This is a genomic window from Paraburkholderia phymatum STM815, from assembly GCF_000020045.1.
GTDB lineage: Bacteria > Pseudomonadota > Gammaproteobacteria > Burkholderiales > Burkholderiaceae > Paraburkholderia > Paraburkholderia phymatum.
On the sequence record NC_010622.1, the window covers coordinates 2,026,702 to 2,052,088 of the forward strand.

Here is a 25,387-nt window from a genome sequence, read left to right on the forward strand (position 1 = left end):
ATGCGGCGCAGACAAAAAACCACTTAAAGCTTCTGCACCATTGCCAGAGCGAAAATTCTGGCCCATTGCCGAGCCTCGCGCTCGGAACGCATTGGCAGACGCCACTCAGGATGCGCCGCATCTTTCACTTCCAGCTTCACCTGCCACCGCTCGCCGTCCCGCACGGGCTGCGCCCCACGAAGATCGGCAAAAATATACGATCCCCGCAAACCGGCGACCTGCATGTCGCACAGCCGCTTGCCAGCAGCGAGCCGTACGCCGCCCCACGCTCCTTTGATCTCATGGGTCCAGTCGCCGTCGCGAATGTTCGCCGAGACTTCCTTGTGGCGGCGCCACCACCACCCCAGTGCCGCGAGCACCAGCGCGGCAAAGAGAAGCGCCACTCCCACGGCAACGCCCGGGCCGAAATGCGCGGACAGCGCATGGAACGCCTGCACACAGCCGTAAATCAGGGCGATCAGGGCAAACAGGGCGACAACAATCGGCATGGCTTGTGTCCAGCAAGTGCGCTACATCGACAGGAAACGCGTCCCTTCATGCCAGGCAGACGGCACGTAGCTAAAAGCGCGGCGCATGAAGCCGCACCGCTCACCCGCCACCGGTCAGCAATCTTATGGCTGCTTGTGCGTCGCCGCCCACTGTTTGAGCGCCTGCATCGTGTTCTCGACGTGCTTGTCCGGCGAGAGACTCGTGTACTCGTAAATGATCTTGCCGTCAGGCGCTATCACATACGACACGCGGTTCGCCATCGACGCATGCATCGGCAGCCCCGCGTCGTACGCGTTGATGACCTTCGAATCGGGATCGGCGGCAACCGGGAATTTGCTGCGGCATTCGCTCACCGAAAACTTCGTCAACGTGTCGATGTTGTCGTGCGACACACCGATCACCGTCGCGCCGTACTTCTTGTACTCGTCGACGGCCTCCGCAAATTCATGCGCTTCGATCGTGCAACCCTTCGTGAACGCGGCCGGATAGAAGTACAGGACGACGGGGCCCTGCTTTAATGCATCGGCAAGCGCATACGTGTAGGTCTTGCCGCCCAGCGACGCCTGCGTCGTGAAGTCAGGCGCGTTGTCGCCCGGCTTCAGCGTGGCGAAAGCCGTCAGCGCATGGAGCGATAAACCCGCGCACAGCGCAGCTGCCAGCGCGAACGGCACAATCTTTTGCTGCATGTCGAGTCCTCGAATCGTGAGCGCACGTTCTGGGTGCGACGGATTCGCGATGCCGGCGGGCACATCGGACATCGCGAGCCCGAGCTTCCGTCCCATATTGGATCACGTTTGACGATTGCGCGTCGGCGGGCCGCCCACGCGCGCGCACGCAGCTGTGTGGCTCACTCCACGAGATGCGCGCCGAACCACGCGGCCGCCGACAGATTCAACTCGGCGAGCACGCTCGGCGTGAGCGCGGCGAACTCTTCCAGCGACTGCGCCAGCGACTGGGCGCTCGCAATCGCGGCGGCATCCTGCGCCTCGCCCGCCGCTTCCGCGATGTTGAGCAGCGCGCCCATCGGTCCCGTGCGCTCGACAATCGCATCGCGAATCAGCGGTGAAAGGTCGAGGGGATCGAGCGTCGCGTCCGGCGTCGAATCGACGAGCACATGCACGAGCGAGAACACGCCCGTCAGGAACGCGGCGTCGGCGAAGGCCTCGTCGTTCGGGTGGATCCAGCGCGCGGCCAGTTCCATAAAGCGCGCGCGCGTGCCCGCCAGCTGCACGAGGGGATCGGAGCGCCACGGCAGTTCCCCGATGCCCGCGTACAGCAGCAATTGCGCCCAGCGCGCTATCTGTCGCGTGCCCGTCGCGATGATCGCTTCACGCAGCGACGCGATATTGCGCCCCAGGCCAAACGCGCTCGAATTGACGAGCCGCAACAGCTGCATCACCACATTGGGATTGCGCTTCAGCTCGGCCTCAAGCTCGACGATGCGCGCATCGCGTGCGAGCAGCGCCAGCAGACGCAGCAGCGACGTGCGCGACGAGCGCGTGCGACGCGTCGACAGGACCTGCGGCCGCGCGAAGAAGTAACCCTGAAACAGGTCGAAGCCCAGCTCGCGCGCAAGCGCAAAGTCTTCGCGCGTCTCGACCTTCTCGGCGATCAGGGTCTTGCCGTGGCTCGCCAGCGCCTGCGTGAGGGCGGCCAGGCGGGTGCGATCCGTCTCGAGAAAGTCGACCTTGACGATATCCGCATACGGCAGCGCGGCATACAGGTTGGGCGAGAGTTCGCACACGTCGTCGAGCGCGACGCGAAAACCCGCGCGGCGCAGTTCCTCAATACGGGCGATGAGCCGCTCGTCGAACTCGACCGTCTCGAGAATTTCGAGCACGAAGCGCTCGGGCTCCATCAGATGCACGATGTCGTCGAACAGCAGATCGCGCCCGATGTTCACGAAGCCACGGTGCGAGCCAAGGACGGACGGCACGCCGATGCTGCCGATCGTGCGCACCACGACTTGGGCCGTGGCCTGCGCGTCGTCGGACACTTCAGCGTAGTTCCGTGCGCTGCCGCGAAACAGCAGTTCGTAAGCGTGCAACGCGCCATCGCGGTCGAGGATCGGCTGACGCCCGACATAGACGAACTGCGCCGAAGAGATTGCTTCGTCCGCTTCTTCCTCTGCGCCTGCTTGCGCAAACGTTTGAAGGCGGCCGGCATCGTCGGTGTCTTGATACGGATCAGGCATTTTTCACAGCTTGGATTCGGAAAACAGCTTGCACGCAGGACTTGCGTAGAGCGCTTGCCGCCCCGCTTGTCTGGCGGATTAACGGAACGCCGTGGCCGCCACTTTAGCGGAATCCCTCCCGCCATGTACAGGCGCCGCGCGCGTTTCGATTCCTTACCACGTGTTATGGCGCCTTTTATGTCCAACGGCTAAAGATTCCGCCGAAAACGTCGATAACCCGTTCTGATGGACGGCCTCGCGCCTGCCCCGATTCGGCCAGCCGACGGGCGTCGCAGCGGCGTCCAGCCTCAAGACGAACCGGGTAGTCAGCGATACACATGGAAGCGACCAGGATCACCCCAGCCCGCCGGGGCTTGCTGCGCACGGCGATCGACCGATTGCGCGCGGTCCGTCAGCCCGCACGCGCGACGGTTGCGCCGGGCACGCCAGCCGTCTCGCACGGGCTCGAACAGGCCGCAGGCGCCGTCGACTTCCTCGCGCATGTAGCTCACAATCTCACCTTTCTATATGTCTCCGACGCGAGCCTGCGCTTTATCGGCTACCACCGGGAATATCTGCAAACGGTCACGCTGCACGAACTCGTCGCGCCAGGCGACGTAGCGCGGCTGGACGCCGCACTGCGCCGCGCCGACGAAAGCGGCGCCGTCGAAAAAATCACGCTGGACCTGATCAAGTCGCTGACCTATCCCGTGCCTGTCGAGCTGCGTATCGCGCGCAACTGCCACGACGGCATCGAGGGCTACGCGATCGCCGGCTTCGACGTGTCGAGCTGGCGCGCGACAGAAGCGAGCCTCAAACATCAGCTGCATCACGACAATCTGACGGGCCTCGCGAACGTGCCCGCCCTCGTCGAGGAAATGCGCCACGCGCAACAGAAGGCGGATGCAACAGGCAAGTCCGCTGCCCTGCTGCTGCTCGATATCGACGACTACCAGCGCGTGAACCGCGCGCTCGGCTACGACGCGGGCGACGAGATGCTGCGCGATACCGCCCGGCGCCTGTCTAACATGACGACGCAAGGCGAAGTGATCGCGCGCATCTCCAGCGACGAATTCGCGATCCTGCTGCCACCCGTGCACGCCCGTGCCGACACGGCGTTGGCCGCCGAAGCGCTCGCGCGGCGTCTATTGACGGCCATCCAGCAGCCGTACACGTTTAACCGGCAGCCAGTCCATCTGTCGGCGAGCGTCGGCATCGCGCTCTATCCGGACACGCAGCAGGCGGGCGAATCGCCCGATGCGCCGCCGCGCGACAGCCAGCTGCTGCGCTGGGCCGATTATGCGCTGTCGCGCGCGAAGGCAGCGGGCGGCAACACGCTCGCGTTCTACATGCCCGACGACAGCCCCGCCGACGCCGAACGTCTGAAGCTCGAATCGGACCTGTACGACGGCGTGCGCAACGGCGAGTTTTCGCTGCACTTCCAGCCGATCACGAGCAGCCAGACCCGCGGCGTGGTCGGCGTCGAGGCGCTGATCCGCTGGCAGCATCCCGTGCACGGGCTCGTGCCGCCGTCGATGTTCATTCCCCTCGCCGAATCCGTCGGTCTCATCAACTACCTGGGCAACTGGGTGCTGAAGGCCGCGTGCATGCAGCTGATCCGCTGGGACACGCAAGGCATCCGGCTGCAATACGTCGCCGTGAATGTGTCGCCGCAGCAGTTCCGCGACCCGCGCTTCAAGGAAAGCGTGCGCGAAGCGATCGCACTGACGGGCATCGACCCGCACCGGCTCGTGTTCGAGATCACGGAAAGCCTGCTGATGCATGACCCGCAGCACGCGACCACGCTGCTCGAAGAACTGACAGGCCTCGGCATCCGCTTCGCCGTCGACGATTTCGGCACCGGCTATTCGAGCCTTGCGTATCTGCAACGCTTTCCGCTCGCCAAGTTGAAAATCGACCGGAGTTTTGTGGAGAATCTGCTAACCTCGCGCAACGATCAGGCGATCGTCAGCGCCGTGGTGGGTCTTGCGCAGACGCTCGACCTCGAACTCGTCGCGGAAGGTGTCGAGACGGAAGCACAACGCGACCTGCTGACCGAGATGGGCTGCGACCACATTCAGGGCTGGCTCGTCTGCAAGGCACTGCCATCGGAAGAACTCGCGCAGCGTTTCGAATCGCGCGCGCTTCATGTGCATGGTGAAGCGTGACCGACTCGACGCGTAGCGAAACCGTAGTGCCACTCACTGGAAACTGTATGCCTCTTGCGGGACTCTCATGCTAAAGGCTGCGCTGCTTGACCGGCTCTGGGGTCGCATGAACGAGCGCGGTGACTTTCCGATGCTGCAGCAGTCGCTCCGCACGACGATGGCCGCGATGAGCAACGACGACCTCGATTTCAGCGGGCTCGTGCAGATTGTGCTTTCCGACTTCGCGCTGACCCAGAAGGTGCTGCGTCTCGCGAATTCGGCGATGTACATGGCGTTCGGCGGCAACATCACGACCGTGTCGCGCGCGCTGATGGTGCTCGGCATGGATGCCGTCGGGCATCTCGTCGTCGGCCTGAAGATCGTCGATCACTTTCATCACAGCGCGCCGCGCCGTATCGACGCGAAGCTCGAACTCAACCGGACCATGCTGTCCGGCTGCGTCGCGCGCAAGCTCACCGAGCGCGGCGACCTGCGCGAGGGCGAAGAGGCCGTCGTCTGCACGCTGATGCGGCAGATCGGCAAGCTGCTGGTCGTGTTCTACCTCGATGCCGAGTGGGACCAGATTCGCCGCCAGGTCGATACGGGCATGGGCGAGAACGAAGCATGCGAAAGCGTGCTCGGCGTGACGTTCGAGGAAATCGGCCTGGAAGCGGCCACACGCTGGCGTCTGCCCGCGCTGATCCGTGTCGGCATGACCGAGTTCGATCCGCTGCAGAATGACGAGCCGCGCCAGGTGCAATGGCTGCGCGCAATCACGAACTACTCGACGGAAGTGGCGAACGTGCTGACACAGCCGCATCTGCCCGAGTCGCAGCGCGACGTGCGCATCGCGGAACTCGCGCAGCGCTACAGCCGCACGCTCAACAGCGATCCCGACGTGCTCGTCGACATGAGCCTCACGCTCGCCGAAGAAGAGACCCGCGATGGCGTGATGCGCGAGATCTTCGAACTGCGCGCGAACGCCGATGCGATTGCGCGCGAGTCACTCGACCCCGAATCGTGCATCCGCGCAGGGGTCGGCGAATTGCAGGCGTTGCCGAGCGACAGCGGACTCGCGCCTGCGCTCGCAATGGCCTCCGAGACGGTGCTCGCGGGTCTGCAGTTCGAGCGCACCGTGGTGTTCGTGCGGCACGGCAGCGGTATCTTCAAGGCATCGATGGGTTTCGGCGCGAAGATCGACGCGGCGCTGCCCAAGCTCAGCTTCGCGACGGCGTTCGAACCCGACGTGTTTCATCTTGCGATCGCGAACTCGGTCGGCATCTTTATCGAGAACGCACGCGATCCGAAAATGCATGCGCGACTGCCGCAGTGGTATCGCCGTGCCTTCGACGGCGTGCATTCGTTCGTGCTGTTGCCCGTGGTGCTCGAGAACAAGTCGACGGTTGCCCTGCTCTACGGCGACTGGGCGCATCACGATGTGCCGCGCCGCATCTCGCAGCGGGAAATGGCCGCGCTCAATGAACTCGCGCGTGAATTGGGCCGGTTCTTCGCGTATGCGCCCGTGAGCGAACTAGAAACGCTTTGATGCCCGGCGCGGGCTGAACGCCATGCGCCCTCTTCCGTCGACCGCGCGGCTCAGGTTGTCGAACCGCGCGGCATCTGGCGTTAGTCCTCGATACGCTCCAGCCCCGTGGCCTCCGCACTGCGGTCGGCGGTGCCCGCCCAAGCGGCGGCGACGAGGCCCATCTGCGCGATGTCGCTCACCTGCACGCCGTCGAGTGTCGAGCACGCGCTTTCGATGTCCGACCACGCGCCGCGCTCAAGCGCTTCGACCAGTGTGAGCAACTTGCCGAGTGCGCCTTCTCGCAACAGAATCGCATCGCGGATCGGCTTGGACAGCGCGAGCACATTGAGCGTATGTTCGAGCGAGCCGCCGAACACCGAATCGACGAACGAAAACACGCCCGTGAGAAAAGCCGCGTCGGTTTCGTCACGGCCGGCTTCGGGCAGACGTTCGACGGCCAGCTCCATGAAACGCGCGCGTGTTGCGGCGAGTTGCAGCAGCGGATCGTCTTCGAGCGCGACCTTGCGGCCGTCCGCGTAGAGCAGCAGCTGCGTCCAGCGCGCGATGCGGTTCGTGCCCGTCGCGTTGATCGCTTCGCGCAAGGTCGTGACCTTGCGGCCCATCGCGAGGCCGCTCGAATTGGCGAGGCGCATCAGGTGCATCACGAGCACCGGGTTCAGTTTGAGTTCGGCTTCGAGCTGCGCGACAGTCGGTTCGCCGCCGAGCAGTTGCAGCAGATTCAGCAGCGCATGACGCGGCGCGCTTACCTTGCGTGCCGCCGCACCTTGCGGATTCGCGAAGTAATAGCCCTGAAAGCGGTCGAAGCCGAGATTGAGCGCCTGTTCGAACACCTCTTGCGATTCGACGCCCTGCGCGATCAGCAGCTTGCCCGCCGATTTCAGCACGCTCGCGAATTTGGGCAGCACGGCCTGCGGGATGCGGTTCATGTCGATCTTCACAGCGTCTGCGTAAGGCAGCAGACGCGCGAAGGTTTCGTCGGCTTGCGCAACGTTGTCGATCACGAAGCGATAGCGGCGGCCATGCAGTTCGACGAGGCGTGCGATCAGCGTGTCGTCCGCAACGATGTCGGGCGGCAGCTCGAGCATGAAACGCTCGGCGGGCAGGCTGCGGATGGCCTCGTCGAACAGCAGCTCACGCGTGACGGGCAGGTAGCCCGGATGATTGGCGAGCGCGGCGCGCACGTCCTGCTGCAACACGGCCTGGATGAAGCGCTCGGCGGCGCTCGGACCGGGCTTCGGCCGTTCGCTGTCCGTCACTTCTGCGGCTTCGCGGGTTTCGGCGACTGGCGCTTGATACAGTTTGAGTTCGAACGCGCACAGCATGTTGTCGCGGTTCAGGATGGACTGACGGGCAAACGAAACGTTTGCGCGCGCATCCTGCGTGATGCCCGGAACGCCTTCTGCGTGGCGTTCAGCGACTGCGGTGATGGTCATTCCCGGTCCCCTGTCGATCCGGGTACGCGCTCGCGCGCAGAACCGGACCCCGTGCAAGTAGTTGTGGCGAAGCGTTGCGCTTCGTGCTCTCAGTATCGTTCTGGCGACGACTCTGTACGACCTGTCGAGGCGTCTTCCCCGTGCGCCGATTTTAGCGCACGCGGACTGGCGCAGGGGCACGGCGAAGCGAAAAAAGGCTATAAAACAAGGCCAAAAAAGCACAACCGGCCGTTCGAGGCGGCCGGTTGTGCTGCTGTCGCTGCGATGCTTCGCAACGGATAACGCTTGCCTTACTTGAGCACGACTTTTACGTCGAAGTACTTCGCGGCGAGCTTGTCGATGGTGCCGTCGGCTTTGAGTTCCTTGAGTGCCTGGTTGACGGCGTCCTTTAGCTGGGCGTCGCCCTTGCGCAGACCGAAGCCGACGCCCGAGCCGAGCAGCTTCTCATCGGACACGGCCGGCCCGGCGAATTCGAAGCCGGCGCCTTGCGGCTTCTTGAGGAAGCCCTTGGATGCCGCTTCCGCGTCCTGGAACGACGCATCGAGACGGCCGGCGACGAGGTCTGCGTACACCTGATCCTGCGTCTGATAGGGAACCACGTCGACGCCGGCGGGCGCCCACTTCGCCTTCGCGTAGGTTTCCTGGATCGTGCCTTGCAGCACGCCGACGTGCTTGCCCTTGAGCGAAGCGGGCGTCGGCTGCAGGCCGCTGCCTTTCTTCGCGATCATCTGATTGGGGATCACGTAGATGGGATCGGTGAAGTCGATGACGGCGCGGCGCTGGTCGGTGATCGACATATCGGAGTTGATCGCGCTGAACTTGCGGGCCTGGAGCGCGGGGATGAGGCCGTCGAATGAATTCTCGACCCATACGCACTTCGTCTTGAGCTTGGCGCAGACGGCGTTGCCGATATCGATATCGAAGCCTTGCAGGTCGCCGGCGGGCGACTTCGATTCGAACGGCGCGTAGGATGCTTCGACGCCGAAGCGGATTTCCTTGATTTCGGTTGCGGTTGCGTGTGCCGTTGCTGTCACGGCAGCGCCTACGAATGCGGCGAGCGCGGCCGTCTTTTGCCAACTCAATTTCATTGGGTGCTTTCCTCAAGATGTGCAGGCGGCGGTATGCCCCGCCTTGGGCGTGCGGACGATCATTGCAGCGCCCAATCGGCGATTCAAACGATATTGCCGGGTTTGATGCGTTGCAGCAGGTGTTCCGCCGAGGCGGGGATTTTACAGACTCTTCTGTTCGCGACGCGGTTCGGGCTTTGGTTTCTCTCGCGAAGCGGTGTGTGGGTTCTGGTTTTTTTGTTTGCTCCGCAGCGGCGAAGTTGCAAGTTCTTGTCGGTCGTGTGCAAGGGCCATGCTTGTTTCTTGTCTGCACCGCAGTCGATCTTCTTGCCTGCGGCGCGGCGTTGCCGGTTTTTCTTCGCGGGCATCCGCGATGTGCCTTCGTTGTTCATGCGTTGCCCCTGTGCGGGGCGGCACTTACTTTCTTTGCCGCGGCAAAGAAAGTAAGCAAAGAAAGCCGCTCACACCGCCAGCCCGTGTGTTTGCCCACGGGCCCTCAACGGCCCCGTCCTGTATGCGGTAACGCGCTATCCGGCGCCCGGTGCCAGCGCCTTGAACCAGCGCATCACCCGCTCCAGTCATCCGTAGTGCAGCCAGCGGCAGCGAATCGTCTGCGCCGCCCAGGTGGCAAACTGTGTGTAGGTGGTCGCACCGCATGCGTTGCCGATCCTGGGACACCGATCCGCTTTTCGGTCCGGAGTGGTGCACTTCCCCTCGCGACGGCCTAAGCACAGTTTGCCACCTGGCGGCCGTGAACTTTCGGAAAACGCAATCCGTGACGCGGGAGTGCGAAGCGGGTGAGGCGAATCCAGGAGCGCTGGCAACGAACATCGGTTAGCGCGTTGCCGCATACAGGACGGGGCCGTTGGGGGCCCGTGGGTAAGAACAGGCACTGGCGGTGTGAGCGGCTTTCTTTTGCCTACTTTTCTTTGCCGCAGCAAAGAAAAGTAGGTGCCGCCCTGCACAGGGGCAACGCAAGAAGTACGAAGGCACATCGCGGATGCCCGCGAAGAAAAAACCGGCAACGCCGCGCCGCAGGCAACAACAGCGACTGCGTCCCAGACAAGGAACTACTTCAAACCAGCGTGAATCTCGCCGGTAGTCTCAACCACCAGCAACGCTGCCCGGAGCCCGGGCTTGACGCCAGCATTAGGAAAGACGATGCGCTCTTCGTCATGTCGCACGACATACCGATACTCGCCATCCCGCGCGAGAACCGTATCGCGCTCAAAAGCCGTGAAATTGGCGACATCGTCAGCAAGCAGCAACTCGAATGAATCGCTCCGCTTGGTGATCTGATCGATCACGGTAAACACCCGCGGCAAAGCCAATGAACCCTCACCCTGCTCGCCCGCGATCATCTGGCGTAACGCGCCATCGGCAAAAGCAAAACGAACCAGATCGTTCTGACCAAACGGCCGCACCTTTCCAAGTTCAAGCGTGCACGCTTGAGCACCACACTCAGACGCAGTGAAATGTGAATACGTATTGCCCTTCGTCGTGTGCAACAACACCGCCGCAATCCGCGCGTCCCGCAACCACTCGAACATCGCACGCGACAAGGGTGCCCCCGTATGCGGCAACAACGCGAACTGCTCGAATACGGAAGCGCGAATCGCCGTGTGCATGTCGACATGCCAACGCGCGCCCGGCGCATCCGATGCGCCAGCAAAGAACCGCAACGCGATACCTTCGAGCGCCTGCGCACGCGGCGTCTCGCGACTCGCAGGCAATGCCACATGCCGCCCGCTGAACAGCCGGTTCAGATCGTCGTCGATATAGCGGCACGACTCGCGCATCGCCTGCACATTGCCGAGTATCACCAGCAATCGGCAAGCGAGTGCTGCACGCCCATTGGCGATATCGCGCACGAGAAACGACAGCAGTTCGATGGGCGCCGTCTCGTCGCCATGAATGCCTGCCGATGCAAGCACGCTGCGCACGTCGCGCCGCGCCGGTGTGGCGGGCTCGAACTGCAGCACGCCATCGTCGATCCACGTCCAGCGTACGCCATTCACACCCACGCCCTCGCGCGCATCGTCGGCAGGCCGATGACCGGCAAGCGTGAACGCGAGGAAGTCATCGAGCATCGATGGATCAGCGCTGGAAGTCATACAGCGAACCCAGGCCAAGAATCTGCGTCAGTTCATCGAGTGCCGTTCGCGACTCGTTCAGCAACTTCGGATCGGCCAGATCGGCGGGCGCGAGGCGATCGCGATAGTGCTTCTCGATCCAGTCGTCCAGCCGCGTAAAGAGCGTGTCGTCGATCCACACGCCCGGCGCCACGGCAGCACGCTCCGCCTCGTTAAGCACGACACGCAGGCGCAGGCATGCGGGGCCGCCGCCGTTCTTCATGCTTTCACGCAGATCGAAGACCAGCACGTCGTCGATCGGCGCCTTGCTTGCAGCGAGTTCATCGAGGTAAGCCGCCACACGCGAATTCTCGCGGCACTCCTGCGGCACGACGAGCACCTGCCTGCCGTCACCGCGCAACAGCAACTGGCTGTTAAACAGATACGACGATACGGCATCGGCGACGCTTACCTGCGCGTCCGGCACTTCGATCACGTTGAACTCGCCGTTGAGCTTCGCCAGCTTCACGCGCAGTTCGTCGTACACGGACTTCTGATCGACGAAGGCAAGCTGATGGCAAAACAGCGTGCGTGCATTGCCGACCGCGATCACGTCGTTATGAAACACCCCCGCATCGATCACGTCGGGCGTCTGCTGCGCGTACACGGTCGCGTCGTCGGCAAGACCATGACGATGCGCGACGGCACGGCTCGCCTCGAACGTCTGACGTGCAGGGAAACGCTTCGGCTCCGGCCCGCGGCGATATTCGCTGCGGCCATACACGAAGAACTCGACGCCCTTCGCGCCATATTCCGCGCAAAAGCGCGTGTGATTGGCCGCGCCTTCGTCACCGAGCGCGGGCGTACCGGGCAGCGCCTCGTGCACGACGAAGCGCGACGGGTCCGCGAACATCGCGCGCAGCGTGCGGCGCGTCGACTCGTGCTCAATCGCGCGATGCAGCTTGCTCGTCAGGTTCGCGGGCGTGAAATGCACGCGGCCGTCGTGCGTATCCGCCGAGGGACTCACCGTCGCCGCATTCGCGGTCCACATCGCCGATGCGGAACTTGCCGCCGCGAGCAGCTCGGGCGCGTTCTTCGCCACCCGCTCGATCACGCCCGCCTCGTCGCCGGCAAAGCCGAGTTCGCGCAACAGGCGCATCGACGGGCGCTCCTGCGGCGGCAACACGCCCTGCTTAAACCCGAGGTCCGCGAGCTGCTTCATCTTGCGCAGTCCCTGCTTGGCGGCCATCTTCGGGTTCGCGATGGACTTGTCGTTGTTCTGCGACGCGACGTTGCCGAACGACAGCCCTGCGTAATTGTGGGTCGGTCCAACGAGTCCGTCGAAATTGGCTTCAGTGGCTTGCATCGTCGATCCTTAGAAATGAAGACCCGGCGACACGCTCGCGGGCATCTGCAGTTGCGCGCTTTCAACGGAGGCCATCGGGTACGCGCAGTAATCGGCTGCGTAATACGCGCTCGGCCGGTTGTTGCCCGAGCGGCCCGTGCCGCCGAACGGCGCCGCCGACGACGCGCCATTGGTCGGCCGGTTCCAGTTCACGATGCCGGCGCGGATCGTGCGCTGGAAGTGCGTCCACAACATCTCGTCGTCGGCAAGCAGGCCCGCGGACAAACCGAACTCGGTATCGTTCGCGCCCGCGATCGCTTCGTCGAACGAGCCGTAACGGACGATCTGCGCGAGCGGTCCGAAATGTTCTTCGTCGGGCAGGTTCTGCACGTTCGTGACATCGAGAACGGCGGGCGTCACGAAGCCCAGCTTGGGATCGCGCTGCGTCATGCGCAGCAGCGGCTTCGCGCCTTCGGCGAGCAGACGCGCCTGCGCGTCGACGAGACGCGCCGCCGCACGCGCCGAAATCACGGCGCCCATGTACGGCTGCGGATCGGCGTTGTATTCGCCGACCGCGATGTGCGAACTCACTTCGACGAAGCGCGCAATGAACCGCTCGCCGAACGCGTCGTTCGGCACGAAGATGCGGCGCGCACAGGTGCAGCGCTGCCCCGCCGACAGAAACGCCGATTGAATCGTGTGATGCACGGCAGCGTCGAGATCGGCGACGGGCGCGATCACGAGGGGATTGTTGCCGCCCATCTCCAGCGCGAGCACGATCTCGGGACGGCCGCCGAACTGCTTGTGCAACAGCGTGCCCGTGTCCGAGCTGCCCGTGAAGAACAGACCATCGATCTGCCGGTGATTCGCAAGCGCCACGCCCGTGTCCTTCTCGCCCTGCACGAGATTCAGCACGCCCGCAGGCAAGCCCGCATCGCGCCACACCTGGACGGTCGCACGCGCCACGCCCGGCGCGAGTTCCGACGGCTTGAACACGACGGTGTTGCCCGCGATCAGCGCGGGCACGATGTGCCCGTTCGGCAAGTGCCCCGGAAAGTTGTACGGACCGAACACGGCGACCACGCCATGCGGACGATGACGCAGCACGGCAGTGCCGTCCGCCATCGCGGTGCGCCGCTCGCCCGTGCGCTCGTTGTACGACTGGACGGAGATGTCGACCTTCGCCGACATCGACGCGACTTCCGTGCGGGCCTCCCACAACGGCTTGCCCGTCTCGCGGCCGATCGCCTCGGCGATCGACTCCTTGCGCTCGTTGATCAACGCAGCGAAGCGGCGCACGACGGCGACGCGTTCGTCGAGGCTCACGGACGACCACATCGCGAACGCACGGCGCGCGCTCATGACGGCGCGATCGACGTCTTCTGCCGACGCGCTATTGCCTTCCCACACCGTCGCGCCCGTGCCCGGGTTGCGCGATGCGAATGCGTGTCCTGTGCCGGCGACCCATTCGCCGTCGATGAAAAGCTCGCTCATGTGTTGGTCCTTATTTCTGTTTCAACGGCAGCACGCGCACCAGCTCGCCTGCCTTCACGTTCAATGCCGCCGCCTCGTCCGCCGCCAGACGGAACACGCCGTTCTCGACCAAGCCTGGCGCGACGCCCGTGCGGAAGTCGTCGAGCGACGTGTTCGACACCAGCGAACGCGGCCCATTCTCGTGCGCTTCGACGGCGGCGATCTCGACGGGCGCGACGACGCTCTCGCGTACTGTGCGCAAGTCGGCGATATGGCATTCCAGCACGGGGCCCGCGTCGAAGATATCGACGTGATTCTCATAGCGCAGCCCTTCAGCCTCGAGCATCTTGCGCGCGGGCAGCGTGTCGCTGTGCGTGAGCGCGATTGCATGCTGCGCTTCGTCGGGCAGCAATTCGACGTACACGGGGAAGCGCGGCATCAGCTCCGCGAGGAACGACTTGCGGCCATGCGAGCTGAGATAGTCGGCGGCATTGAAGTCGATCTGATAGAAGTGCGAGCCCACTGCGCGCCAGAACGGCGACGTGCCGTCCGCGTCGAAATGGCCCCGCAGCTCTGCGCAGATACGTTGCGGAAAGCGCTCGCGGAACTGTGCAATGAACATGAAACGCGACCGCGACAGCAGGCCGCCCACGCCATGCGCGCGATAACGCGGGCTCAGGAACAGCGAGCACACTTCCGCGTAGCCCGTCAGATCGTGCGAGATGTTCAGCGCACGCATGCGCGTCCAGATGCCGAGATCCTGCGACGCATGTACTACCGTGCTCACGCGATAGTTGTAGAACGGCTGCTCAAGTCCGACGGCCGTTTCGATTCCGCACACGCCCGCGATGTCCTTCGTCTGCGAGTCTTCCATCACGAAGAAGTAGCCTTTCTCGTGCGGCGCGGCCTTGTCCTCGATCGTGCGGCGCGCGCGCGCAATGCGCGCCGCGAGCGCATCGCGGTCCGGCTTGAAGGTGGTGAGACCGGGGCCCGTCTCCTGAGCGAGCGCGACGAGCGCGTCCACATCGCCCGTCTGCACGACGCGAACGACGATCATTGTGCTTCTCCCGTAGTCTGTTCCTGGTCCTGCCGATGCAGCGGCACGCAGCGCACCGTGTCGCCGTCGCGCACGTCGAGCGCATGGCGCGCCTCGGCGGGCAGTGGCGCCCCTTCTTCCGTCTGCGCAGGCAGATCGGCCAGCACGCAGCGGAATTCGCCCGGCTTGTTGCTCGCGATCAGATACGTCGTGCCGTGGCGCGCCGACGCTTCACGCACCGCCCGCGATTCGTTGCGCTTCACGCACGCGCTGCGATCGACCTGCGCGGTGAGCACGGGGCCGGCATCGAAAATATCGACGTAGCGGTCGGTCTCGAAGCCCTCTTCCATATGGATGTCGTACGCGAGCAGCGCCTTTTCGTCTGGCTCGCCGAGCACCCGCTGAGCCGCTTCGGGCAGCAGCGGCACATAGATCGGATAGCTCGGCATCACTTCCGCGATGAAGGTGCTGCTGCGTCCGCCCGACTGGACTTCGATATCGGCGAAATTGCGGCCGAAGAACTTGCGGCCGACGGCTTCCCAGAACGGCGACACGCCCGCGTCGTCGGTCACGCCGAGCAACAGCGAGAACACCTCCGACGTGAAGCGCTGGCGGTTCGCGGCGATGTACATCATGCGCGCACGCGACATCAGATGCGCGGCGGCATCGCCACGCATCTCCGGGTCGATGTAGAAACCCGCGAGACGGCTCTTGCCCGTGAGTTCATGCGACATCGTCAGCGCGTGGATCTTGCGGTTCACGTGCAGCTCGCGCGACGCATGAATGAGGGCATCGTTGCGGAACACGTAGAAGGGTTCCGAGTAGCCGGCTGCCGCGACAATGCTCGCCGTGCCATGCAGCTGGCCCGTCTCGCTGTCCTCCAGCACGAACAGATAGAACTCCTCGCCCGGAAAATCGACTTCCGCGCGAAACGAGTCTTCCGACAACGCGACGCGCGCCTCCAGCGCGCGCCGGTCGTGTGGCAGCGAGTGCAGCACGGGCTGCGCGTTGCGCGCCATCTGTTGCAACGCGTCGAGATCGGCCAGACGGCCTGGGCGGACGAAGAGCATCGTGGTCTCGTGTGTGGAGAGGGGCGAGTTACTTGGCGATTGCGACGGCGCCGACGACTTCCTCGACAGCTTTTTCGAAGCGCGCAAGGCCGTCGTTCATGTCGTCGACGGGAATGATCAGCGACGGCGCGAAACGCAGCACGTCCGGACCCGCCATCAGCATGATCACGCCATGCTTGCCAGCCGCCGTCACGAAGTCTTTCGCGCGGCCCTTATAGGCATCCGTAAGTTCGGCGCCGATCAGCAGGCCTTTGCCGCGCACGTCACTGAAGATGCCGAAGCGTTCGTTGATCTTCGCGAGCTTCGCTTTCAGCTGTTCGCTGCGCGTGCGCACGCCTTCGAGCAGCTTCGGGTCGCTGACGAGATCGACCACCTTCAGCGCGATCGCGGTTGCGAGGGGATTGCCGCCATACGTCGTGCCGTGCACGCCGACCTTGAAATGCGCGGCGAGTTCGTTCGTGGTCAGCATTGCGCCGATCGGGAAGCCGTTGCCGAGTGCCTTGGCCGTCGTCAGGATGTCGGGCGTCACGCCCGTGTCCTGGTATGCGTAGAAGAAGCCCGTGCGGCCGACGCCCGTTTGCACCTCGTCGAAAATCAGCAGTGCGCCGTGCTGGTCGCAGGCTTCACGCAACGCCTTGAGGAAGGCGGGATCGGCGGGAATCACGCCGCCTTCGCCCTGCACCGGCTCGACGATGACGGCGCAGGTCTTCGGACCGATGGCGGCGCGTGCGGCTGCGATGTCGTTGTACGGCAGATGCCTGATGCCTGCGGGCACGGGTCCGAAGCCTTCCGAGTACTTCGGCTGGCCGCCGACGCTCACCGTGAAGAAGGTGCGGCCGTGAAACGACTGCGTGAACGAGATGATTTCGTACTTGTCGGCACCATGACGGTCGAAGGCGACGCGGCGCGCAAGCTTGAGCGCCGCTTCGTTGGCTTCGGCGCCCGAATTCGCGAAGAACGCGCGCTCGGCGAAGGTGAGTTCCTCGAGGCGCTTCGCGAGACGCAGCACGGGTTCATTGGTGTAACCATTACCGATGTGCCAGAGTTTGGCGCCCTGCTCGTGCAGAACCTTCATCAGTTCGGGATGGCCGTGACCGAGGGCCGTGACGGCGATGCCGCCCGCGAAGTCGACGTAATCCTTGCCTTGCGTGTCCCATACACGAGAGCCTTGCCCCCGATCGGGGACGAAGGACGCCGGCGAGAAAACAGGGACCATGACTTCGTCGAAAGTCTGGCGGGTCACATTCTGGTCGTTCATGGTGGATCCTCGAGGCTCGTTCAGAGTAATGATCCGTAGTTTAGGTGACAGTGGGGGGATGTTCTTGCGTGGAAGCGACGGGTTCTTTTTTTATGTCTGCGACGCAGTCGAAGACATGAAACCCTTAAACCTCTGGCCTTTCGATCAACGCCCCCGCCCGCGGCTCATCCACCCCAGCGCGTGCAACACCCGCTCCGTGCTGCTTCTCGATCCAGTTGCGCCGCTCCTCACGCGGGGTCACGCCAAACCGCTCACGGTAGGCATTGGAGAAATGCGCAGCAGAAGAAAACCCACATGCAAGACTGATCTGCACAACGGACTTGCTGGTCCGCTGCAACTGCGTACGCGCCTTCGCGAGACGCAAACCGAGGTAGTACTTCGAAGGCATCGAGCCAAGATACTGCCGGAACAAGCGCTCCAACTGTCGGCGCGATACGCCGACCAATCCAGCGATCTCATCCGACGTCAACGGATCCTCGATATTCGCCTCCATCAGCAGCAACGCATCATTCAACCGTGGATGCCGCTCGCCAGGCGCGGTCACAAACGGTATGCGCTGCCGCTCTTCGCCGGAACGCAGCGTGCCGACACCCATCGTATCGGCGATCCGTTCGGCAAGTTCAGGACCATGCTCGCGCCCGATCATCGCCAGCATGAAATCGACGGTCGCCTGGCCGCCCGCGCAGGTGGCCCGGTCGCGATCGATTTCGAAGATCTGCTGCGTGACGATGGAACGCTCGAATTGCTCGATGAACTGCTGATACGTCTCCCAGTTCACACTCACGCGATAGCCGGATAGCTGCCCCGCCATCGCGAGCCACCACACGCCATGATGAATGCCCGTCACCAGCGGCGTGCGTTGCCCGACACGCGACAGGCTCGCAAGAAACAACCGGTAGTCCGCGAATTGCTGAAAGCGCTCGCTGACGATAATCAGCCAGTCGCACGCAATCGCATCGCCGAACGCAGCATCGGCCGGCCACAGCGCGCCGCCCGCGAGCGGCACCGGGCGGCCGTCCCACGAACACACCTGCCATCGGTACAGCGCGCGGCCGTCGATTTCATTGGCGAGATTGAGCGCATCGACGATCGGCCCGACGCCCGACATCGACACGGGCGGCAACGCGACGATCGCGACCTGGGTCGTGCGGGCCGGGCTGGACGACGGGCGAGGCATTGCGATGTACGAAGGAACGGTCGGGACACCCGATTACTTGAGGCTGCCGGACAGGAACTGCTTCAGGCGTTCGCTCTTCGGCGTCACCAGCACTTCCGACGGCACGCCCTCTTCTTCCGTGCGCCCCTGATGCAGGAACATCACATGGTTCGACACGTTGCGCGCAAAGCCCATTTCGTGCGTCACGACAATCATCGTGCGGCCTTCTTCAGCGAGCTTCTGCATCACCTTCAGCACCTCGCCGACCAGTTCGGGATCGAGCGCGGAAGTCGGCTCGTCGAACAGCATCACGTCCGGGTTCATCGCCAGCGCGCGCGCAATCGCGACGCGCTGCTGCTGGCCGCCCGACAGGTGCGACGGATACTGCTTCTCCAGACGCGGCGCAAGGCCGACTTTCTCCAGGTACTCGCGGGCACGGTCTTCCGCTTCCTTGCGCGGCACGCCGAGCACGTGGATCGGCGCCTCGACCACGTTCTCCAGCACGTTCATGTGCGCCCACAGGTTGAAGTGCTGGAACACCATCGCGAGTTTCGTGCGGATGCGCTGCAGTTGCTTGTGGTCCGCGACCTCGAAGTTGCCGTGGCGGTCGGTTTTCGTGCGCACCGCTTCGCCGTCGACGACGATCTGCCCGGCGTTCGGCCGCTCGAGAAAGTTGATGCAGCGCAGGAAGGTGCTCTTGCCCGACCCGCTCGCCCCGATGATGCTGATCACGTCGCCCTTGTTGGCATTCAGCGAGACGCCCTTCAGCACTTCGTTGTCGCCATAGCGCTTGTGGATGTCCTGCACGGCGAGCTTGCAGGCTTCCGTTTGAGTCGTGTGGAGCAAGTTGCTCTCCCAGAGTGAAGACGGGTGAAACGGGATGCTGAAGTGAAGTCGTGCCGCCGTCCATGTTGCATTGCGCCGCGGCACGCAGCGTGGTCAATGCCGGCGCACGGCCAGGTAGGCGAGCCAGTGGCGCTCCGCGCGCCGGAACAGCGCAACCAGCGCGAACGATACAGCAAGATAGATCAGCGCCGCGAGGCCGAATGCCTCGAACGAGCGATAGGTTGCCGAGTTCGCATCGCGCGCCACCTTCAGCACGTCGGGCACGGTGGCCGTGAATGCGACGGTGGTCGCGTGCAGCATCAGGATTACCTCGTTACTGTACAACGGCAGCGCCCGGCGCAGCGCGGACGGTATCACAATCCGCCTGTACATCGTGAGCCAGCTCATCCCGTAAGCGCGCGCGGCTTCGACTTCGCCATGCGGCGTCGCGCGAATCGCGCCCGCGAAAATCTCTGTCGTGTACGCACAGGTGTTCAACGCGAACGCGAGAATCGCGCAGTGAAAGCCGCTGCGGAAGAACGCATCGAGCAGCGCGTGCGAGCGCACGAATTCGAGGCTGTACATGCCCGTGTAGATCAGCAGCAGCTGCACGTAGAGCGGCGTGCCGCGAAACACATAGGTGTAGAGGCGCACGGGCGTAGACAGCCAGCGCTTCTTCGACACGCGCGCCACGGCGAGAGGGATCGAGGCCACGAAGCCGATGCCGATCGAGGCGACCAGCAGCCACAGCGTCACCGCAAGTCCCGAGAGGCGCTGACCGTCCCAGTAAAGGAACGCGCGCCAGAACTGATTGAGAATGTCGATCATGAACGTCGTCTCCTGCACGTTGCGCGAGTTAGAGTTCGGCGTGCCGCACGCCGATCGAATAGCGCTTTTCCAGCCAGATCAGCACGAGATTCGACACGGTCGTAATGGCCAGATAGATCAGCGCGGCGACGAGAATGAAGAAGAACATGTTGAACGTGCTCTTGCCCGCGTCCTGCGCGGCCTTGACGACATCGGCGAGACCGATGATCGACACGAGCGCCGTTGCCTTCACCAGCACCTGCCAGTTGTTGCCGATGCCGGGCAGCGCGAAGCGCATCATCTGCGGAAACAGGATGCGCGCAAATACCCGCGCGCCGCTCATGCCGTACGCCGCGCCCGCTTCGAGCTGGCCGCGCGGCACGGCGAGAAACGCACCGCGAAAGGTCTCGGTGAAGTACGCGCCGTAGATGAAGCCGAGCGTCAGCACGCCCGCGATGAACGGATCGATGTCGAATTGCGGCAGGTCGAGCGCGTCGGTCAGGTTGTTGACCGCGATCTGGATGCTGTAGAACAGCAGCAGCATCAGCACCAGATCGGGCACCGAACGGATCAGCGTCGTATAGCCCGTCGCGAGTGCCCGCAGCGGCCGGTTGAGCGAGAGCTTCGCCGCCGCGCCGACCAGGCCGAGCACGACGGACGTCGCCAGCGAAAGAACGGACAGCTCGACCGTCTTGATCGTACCGTCGAGGAGCACCGGGCCAAAGCCATAGAGGAACACGTGTGTCTCCTGTGTCGAAGCAAAGCGAGAGGTGGATCGGAAAGCCGCACCCGCTGCGGCATGGCGCGGATACTGGCAAGCGAAAATGATTTGCTCAAACAGGGACCGCCGCCTCTTGTGCATCGCAACATACACGCAGGCACGATGCGGCGCGCGTTGAATGCCCGCAGTGCCGGGCGCTATCCGTTTGTAAGCATGCGGCACACGTGCCGCGCCTGCCGCGATTTCGCAAGTTTCGGGTCGCTTTTTCGATAGACGCGCAAAGCCGCCCGCACGCGCGCCAACCCGCGCCGATTGGGGCTTTCCCTGAAAGACACGCGAGCTCGATGCTGGCAGGACGCGCGCCGTAAAAGCCCTCGCATCGCGCTCGCGTTAGACTGGATTCTCTTCCTGCCACACGACGCTTCTGACACAGGATCGCCGCATGCCGCTTCATCCCGATTCCGAGACACTCGACGCCTACACGCGCGACGCCGCCCGCTATTCGCGCGAATGGCTCGACCAGCCGCCCCCAGACGATGTGTACGCGCTCTGGGAAGCGCATCTGCTGCCTGCGGGCAAGACGGCCGACATTGGCTGCGGCAATGGGCGCGATGCCGCTTGGCTCGCGGGGCACGGGTATCGCGTGACGGGGTACGATGCGTCGGCGGCATTGCTCGATGAAGCGCGCCGGCTCTATCCGCAGATTGCGTTTCGCACGGCGACGCTGCCGTCGCTCGCCGAAATCGACGAGCAGTTCGATAACGTGGTCTGCGAAACCGTGCTGATGCATCTGCCCGCCGACGCGATCACGGATGCGGTCGACAACCTGCTACGCATTCTGCGGCCGAACGGCATGCTGTATCTGTCGTGGCGCGCGACGGACAACGCCGATGCGCGCCAGCCGGATGGACGCCTGTATTCGGCTTTCGACCCGGCGCTCGTAACGAATGCCCTCACCGATTGCGTGCTGCTGTTCGCCGACGACACGACGAGCGCAAGTTCCGGCAAGCGCGTGTGCCGCATTATCGCGGCGAAGGGCGGCGGGCTCTGAGCGCGGAACGCGCTGTACCGATCGCGTGAGTCAGTCGGTGCCGAGGCACGCGCGGATGGCGGGCAGCATCGCCTCGACGGCCGCGCGCCCTTCCGCGATGGCCGGCTCCGCGCGGTGAAAATCGAAAATGCCCATGCCGCCCAGGCGCGGCTGGATCAGGATGTCGGCGGGCTCGCCCGCGAGGCGGCTGCGCGTAATCCGCACTTGCATGATGTCGATGCTCTGCGCGACCGACGTGAGCATCGACGGCACGCGCGCGCTCGGCGCGGGCGGCACGCGCACATCGCGTGAATACTCTTCCGGCGAAGGCTGCAGCCAGCCCGGAAAGGGTTTGCCGTTGCGCCGCAGCAGCATCGGCGGCTCAGGCGTCGCGAGCGCGGGCGGCGGCGCGTCGGGATCGAGCGTCAGCGACTCGGACGCCTCGACCGCGGCCTCGACGAGTTCTTCCGCCGGCAACGGCGGCAGATCGACCACCGCGCCGCCGAAATCGCGGCCATTGAGAATATCGTTGTTGAGATCGACGGCGATCACGCAGTCGGCCCGCATGCCGCGCGCGGCCGACACGGGCACGGGATTCGACAGCCCGCCGTCGACGAGCCACACGCCTTCGCGCAGCACCGGCGTGAACAGACCCGGAATCGCAATGGATGCGCGCACGGCATCCACCACGCCGCCGTCCTGCAGCCAGGTTTCGCGGCCGGAATCGAGCTCCGTCGCGACGGCCGCGAACGGCATCCGCAATTCGTCGATCGCACAGCCGTTGAAGCGGTTCGCAAACACCTGGATGACTTTCTTGCCGCCGAGCAGTCCGCCCGACAGGCGCAGGTCGAGCAGGCGCACCACCGATTGCCACGTGAGCCGCGTCACCCAATCTTCCAGCCAGTCGAGATCGCCATTCGCATAGACGGCGCCGACCAGCGCGCCGATCGACGTGCCCGCGACGATATCCGGCTTGATGCCCGCCTCGTGCAATGCCCGAATTGCGCCGATGTGCGCCCAGCCGCGCGCGGCGCCCCCGCCGAGCACGAGGCCGATGCGCTTGTAGCGCCGACGAATGGCCATTGTTGTTTTCTCCCTTGTTTGCAGGCGTTTTCTGATTGGACTCGCGCGGCGGACTTTTGTTTTACGGGCGTTTGCAGGCTTTGCGCCCGCCACGCCCGCCTGTCCGGCCGCGTGCGCTCAATGCCCGCGAATCACATCCGAGCGAGAGGTCGTGTAGACGACGTGATTGGCGTCGAAATGCACATTGAAGAAACCCTCTTGCGTGACGCCGCCTTCGCGCCACTTCCAGCTCCACACAGTTTCGGGCTTGAGCGGATAGACGGCCACCTCACCTGGTTTACCCAGCAGACGCCGTACCTCGTCTTCCGTCATGCCGGGGCGGATCTTCGCGAAGTTCGCGGCCGTCAGCACCTGCGTGATCGACAGCAAGATGCCGTCCGGGCCGATGTCCACCATGTACGTGTTGAGGCCTTGCGGGCCGCGCGGATATTCGAACCGCTTCGAGCCGTCGGTGAACGTGCGCTCCGTTTCAGGCTTGCCCATCTGTTCGCGGATTTGCGCTTGCGTGGTGACGCCAGGCGTCAGGCCTTTGAGAAGCAGCGCATCCGGTTTGACGGTGTTGAAAAATTCCTTGAGTTTTTGCACGGCTTGCTCGCTCTGCTGGTCGTCGCAGCCGGCAAGCGCGGACAACGCGCCCACCACAGCCACGGAAAGCATCAAGTTGCGCAACGAGGTGCGAGTAATCATCTTCGATGACATGCGGAACACAAACGTATGGACGACACAGAGCATAACCTGTGCGGCGGCCCGTTCGCGTGGGAACGTCGTGCGGATGTGTGTGGAAAGTTAAAGAATTGCTACGCGAGATTTCGCAGGCAATGTCCCGGACACGAAAGACGGGATCGCTTGCGACGCGTGATGAACGCTGTGGAGGACAAACCGCGCATGAGACGATATTGCATGCGACGAGGCAGGCGGGCACATGCCGCCAAAACGGCTAGCGTTTCGGCCAGAAGCCACACGTGCCTCTGGCCGACGCAATTTTCACCACTATGGACGGCTGCCATGACGGCAGCCGCTGGCCCCTCGACTATCCTGCAAATGCTGACAATCTAGCGTCCGCCCGGCAATTGCGCGAGAGCGCGTTTACACCGAATGGGCTGACGAATCGGGCCGCAGGCTGAAATACGCGGACGCCCGCACGCGAGGCTCAATGCCGATGCAGCCGGACCAGTCGCGCGCATACAACGGGCAGCCTGCCTATGCCCGGCTGACCCGGTCGGCCCGGTTCGTCCGGGTGTGCGCTGCGTAGCCGACCTACGCGTGACGTGACGGGCCGACCGGCGTCGAGGTCCGTGGAGGCCGCCGCCTCGTCAGGCGGACCGCGTCGCGCAGATCCGCAGCCAGAGCGGCGACGCTTGCACCATAACGCTCGCGCGCGCGAAACGTCCGTGCGACGGCACACGCACGGGCGACAGTCGATACGCGGCGCGACGCATATCGGGCCTGATATCGGGCCTGTTTTCAGGGGTTTTGTGCTTCGCGCCCAGCCGACATCCGTTTCGCGCGGCACCGACCCTGCTGGCGTCATGGGCATGATCAGGCCGCCAGCAGGAACGCAAACGCTTTGGCAGAATCCCGTTTTCCGCACGTCAGACGGTCCGTGCGTCGCCCTTGCAAACGGCGATGGTTGGCCGCACATCTTTTGCCATGATTCCTTTTTCCGTTCTGGATCTTTCTCCCATCACGGCAGGCGCGAGCGCGGCCGACGCTTTTCGCAACACGCTCGATCTCGCGCAACACGCCGAGCAATGGGGCTACAAGCGTTTCTGGCTCGCCGAGCATCACAACATGACGGGCATCGCGAGCGCCGCGACTGCCGTGGTGATCGGGCACGTCGCGGGCGGCACGAAAACGATCCGCGTCGGCTCGGGTGGCGTGATGCTGCCGAACCACGCGCCGCTCGTGATCGCCGAGCAGTTCGGCACGCTTGCATCGCTGTATCCGGAGCGTATCGACCTCGGCCTTGGCCGTGCGCCCGGCACCGACCAGACCACGGCCCGCGCGCTGCGCCGGGATCTGCATGGCAGCGCCGATTCGTTTCCCGATGACGTCGTCGAATTGCAGCGCTATTTCGGCGAGCCCGTGCCGGGCCAGCGCGTGCGCGCCGTGCCGGGCGCGGGTCTGAAGGTGCCGCTATGGCTGCTCGGTTCGAGCCTGTTCAGCGCGCAGCTGGCGGCGGCGCTCGGCCTGCCGTTCGCATTCGCGTCGCACTTCGCGCCCGACTACATGATGCAGGCGCTGCATGTGTACCGCACGCAGTTCCGAGCGTCGGAAACACTGGACAAGCCCTACGCGATGGTCGGCGTGAACCTCTTTGCCGCCGACACCGACGCCGAAGCGCAGCGCCTCTTCACGTCGCTGCAGCAGCAGTTCATCAACCTGCGGCGCGGCACGCCGGGCCAACTGCAGCCGCCCGTGGATCAGCTCGCGGCATCGGAGATGGAAATGAGCAACGTGCGACATTCGCTCGCCTGCTCGGTCATCGGCGACCGCGACACGGTCCGCGACGGCCTGCGCACCATCATCGACCAGACGGGCGCCAGCGAACTCATGCTGACTGCGCAGATTTACGATCACGCGGCACGGCTGCGTTCGTTCGAAATCGGCGCCCGGGTGCGAGACGAACTCGCTTGACAGGCACGCCGCAGGCGAA

General features: G+C 64.2%; 22 protein-coding genes. 4 read left to right on the plus strand and 18 right to left on the minus strand.

Annotated elements, in window-relative coordinates; translation table 11 throughout:
• Window positions 1-23: 23 nt before the first annotated feature.
• The 3 genes from BPHY_RS09025 to BPHY_RS09035 all read right to left on the minus strand — a co-directional run bounded on the left by BPHY_RS09025 (window position 24) and on the right by BPHY_RS09035 (window position 2,683).
• The gene (locus BPHY_RS09025; RefSeq protein WP_012401166.1) at window positions 24-488 is read right to left on the minus strand and encodes a hypothetical protein; all 465 of its coding nucleotides are present in this window, start codon (window positions 486-488) and stop codon (window positions 24-26) included.
• A 123-nt stretch (window positions 489-611) separates the two neighbouring features.
• Window positions 612-1,175 (minus strand): peroxiredoxin, encoded by a 564-nt coding sequence (locus BPHY_RS09030; protein WP_012401167.1) that lies wholly within the window; start codon window positions 1,173-1,175, stop codon window positions 612-614.
• A gap of 161 nt (window positions 1,176-1,336) precedes the next feature.
• Window positions 1,337-2,683 carry an EAL and HDOD domain-containing protein gene (locus BPHY_RS09035; protein WP_012401168.1) on the minus strand — a complete coding sequence of 449 codons (1,347 nt, stop codon included), beginning with the start codon at window positions 2,681-2,683 and terminating at the stop codon, window positions 1,337-1,339.
• Between the two features lie 317 nt (window positions 2,684-3,000).
• Here BPHY_RS09035 and BPHY_RS09040 point away from each other — a divergent pair, with 317 nt between their 5' ends.
• The gene (locus BPHY_RS09040) at window positions 3,001-4,830 is read left to right on the plus strand and encodes a putative bifunctional diguanylate cyclase/phosphodiesterase (RefSeq protein WP_012401169.1); all 1,830 of its coding nucleotides are present in this window, start codon (window positions 3,001-3,003) and stop codon (window positions 4,828-4,830) included.
• A 67-nt stretch (window positions 4,831-4,897) separates the two neighbouring features.
• Window positions 4,898-6,355 carry an HDOD domain-containing protein gene (locus BPHY_RS09045; RefSeq protein WP_012401170.1) on the plus strand — a complete coding sequence of 486 codons (1,458 nt, stop codon included), beginning with the start codon at window positions 4,898-4,900 and terminating at the stop codon, window positions 6,353-6,355.
• A gap of 80 nt (window positions 6,356-6,435) precedes the next feature.
• On the opposite strand, the gene BPHY_RS09050 is transcribed toward BPHY_RS09045, so the two are convergent.
• The 13 genes from BPHY_RS09050 to BPHY_RS09110 form a co-directional block, all read right to left on the minus strand.
• Entirely contained in the window at window positions 6,436-7,788 is a 1,353-nt protein-coding gene (locus BPHY_RS09050) for an EAL and HDOD domain-containing protein (RefSeq protein WP_012401171.1), read from the minus strand.
• Window positions 7,789-8,078: 290 nt separating this feature from the next.
• Window positions 8,079-8,876, minus strand: coding sequence for an ABC transporter substrate-binding protein (locus tag BPHY_RS09055; RefSeq protein WP_012401172.1), 798 nt, complete (start codon window positions 8,874-8,876; stop codon window positions 8,079-8,081).
• 83 nt (window positions 8,877-8,959) lie between these two features.
• Window positions 8,960-9,247, minus strand: coding sequence for a hypothetical protein (locus tag BPHY_RS09060; protein ID WP_012401173.1), 288 nt, complete (start codon window positions 9,245-9,247; stop codon window positions 8,960-8,962).
• Window positions 9,248-9,925: 678 nt separating this feature from the next.
• On the minus strand, window positions 9,926-10,969 hold the full coding sequence (gene astE, locus BPHY_RS09065) for a succinylglutamate desuccinylase (RefSeq protein ID WP_012401174.1): 1,044 nt from the start codon (window positions 10,967-10,969) through the stop codon (window positions 9,926-9,928).
• On the minus strand, window positions 10,953-12,293 hold the full coding sequence (gene astB / locus BPHY_RS09070) for an N-succinylarginine dihydrolase (protein WP_012401175.1): 1,341 nt from the start codon (window positions 12,291-12,293) through the stop codon (window positions 10,953-10,955). Before astB ends, astE begins: the two co-directional genes overlap by 17 nt.
• A gap of 9 nt (window positions 12,294-12,302) precedes the next feature.
• Window positions 12,303-13,766, minus strand: coding sequence for a succinylglutamate-semialdehyde dehydrogenase (gene astD / locus BPHY_RS09075; protein WP_012401176.1), 1,464 nt, complete (start codon window positions 13,764-13,766; stop codon window positions 12,303-12,305).
• Between the two features lie 10 nt (window positions 13,767-13,776).
• Entirely contained in the window at window positions 13,777-14,802 is a 1,026-nt protein-coding gene (astA, locus tag BPHY_RS09080; RefSeq protein WP_012401177.1) for an arginine N-succinyltransferase, read from the minus strand.
• Window positions 14,799-15,851, minus strand: a complete 1,053-nt coding sequence (gene aruF / locus BPHY_RS09085; protein ID WP_012401178.1) for an arginine/ornithine succinyltransferase subunit alpha — start codon at window positions 15,849-15,851, stop codon at window positions 14,799-14,801. The genes astA and aruF overlap by 4 nt, the downstream gene beginning before the upstream one ends.
• A gap of 28 nt (window positions 15,852-15,879) precedes the next feature.
• The gene (locus tag BPHY_RS09090; protein ID WP_012401179.1) at window positions 15,880-17,109 is read right to left on the minus strand and encodes an aspartate aminotransferase family protein; all 1,230 of its coding nucleotides are present in this window, start codon (window positions 17,107-17,109) and stop codon (window positions 15,880-15,882) included.
• 124 nt (window positions 17,110-17,233) lie between these two features.
• On the minus strand, window positions 17,234-18,286 hold the full coding sequence (locus BPHY_RS09095) for a GlxA family transcriptional regulator (protein ID WP_012401180.1): 1,053 nt from the start codon (window positions 18,284-18,286) through the stop codon (window positions 17,234-17,236).
• A 33-nt stretch (window positions 18,287-18,319) separates the two neighbouring features.
• The gene (locus BPHY_RS09100; RefSeq protein WP_012401181.1) at window positions 18,320-19,111 is read right to left on the minus strand and encodes an ABC transporter ATP-binding protein; all 792 of its coding nucleotides are present in this window, start codon (window positions 19,109-19,111) and stop codon (window positions 18,320-18,322) included.
• Window positions 19,112-19,204: 93 nt separating this feature from the next.
• A complete protein-coding gene (locus tag BPHY_RS09105) occupies window positions 19,205-19,918 on the minus strand; it encodes an ABC transporter permease (protein ID WP_012401182.1) in 714 nt (237 codons plus the stop codon).
• Between the two features lie 28 nt (window positions 19,919-19,946).
• Complete coding sequence (locus tag BPHY_RS09110) at window positions 19,947-20,636, minus strand: ABC transporter permease (protein WP_012401183.1); 690 nt, start codon at window positions 20,634-20,636, stop codon at window positions 19,947-19,949.
• 424 nt (window positions 20,637-21,060) lie between these two features.
• On the opposite strand from BPHY_RS09110, the gene BPHY_RS09115 reads away from it, so the two are divergent.
• A complete protein-coding gene (locus tag BPHY_RS09115; RefSeq protein ID WP_012401184.1) occupies window positions 21,061-21,669 on the plus strand; it encodes a class I SAM-dependent methyltransferase in 609 nt (202 codons plus the stop codon).
• A 30-nt stretch (window positions 21,670-21,699) separates the two neighbouring features.
• Here BPHY_RS09115 and BPHY_RS09120 read toward each other — a convergent pair whose 3' ends face one another.
• Both BPHY_RS09120 and bamE read right to left on the minus strand, forming a co-directional pair.
• The gene (locus tag BPHY_RS09120) at window positions 21,700-22,731 is read right to left on the minus strand and encodes a patatin-like phospholipase family protein (RefSeq protein ID WP_012401185.1); all 1,032 of its coding nucleotides are present in this window, start codon (window positions 22,729-22,731) and stop codon (window positions 21,700-21,702) included.
• A 117-nt stretch (window positions 22,732-22,848) separates the two neighbouring features.
• Window positions 22,849-23,388, minus strand: a complete 540-nt coding sequence (gene bamE, locus BPHY_RS09125; RefSeq protein ID WP_407671200.1) for an outer membrane protein assembly factor BamE domain-containing protein — start codon at window positions 23,386-23,388, stop codon at window positions 22,849-22,851.
• A 993-nt stretch (window positions 23,389-24,381) separates the two neighbouring features.
• Between bamE and BPHY_RS09130 the strand changes: the two genes are divergently transcribed.
• Window positions 24,382-25,368, plus strand: a complete 987-nt coding sequence (locus tag BPHY_RS09130; protein ID WP_041763484.1) for an LLM class flavin-dependent oxidoreductase — start codon at window positions 24,382-24,384, stop codon at window positions 25,366-25,368.
• The last annotated feature ends 19 nt before the right edge of the window (window positions 25,369-25,387 follow it).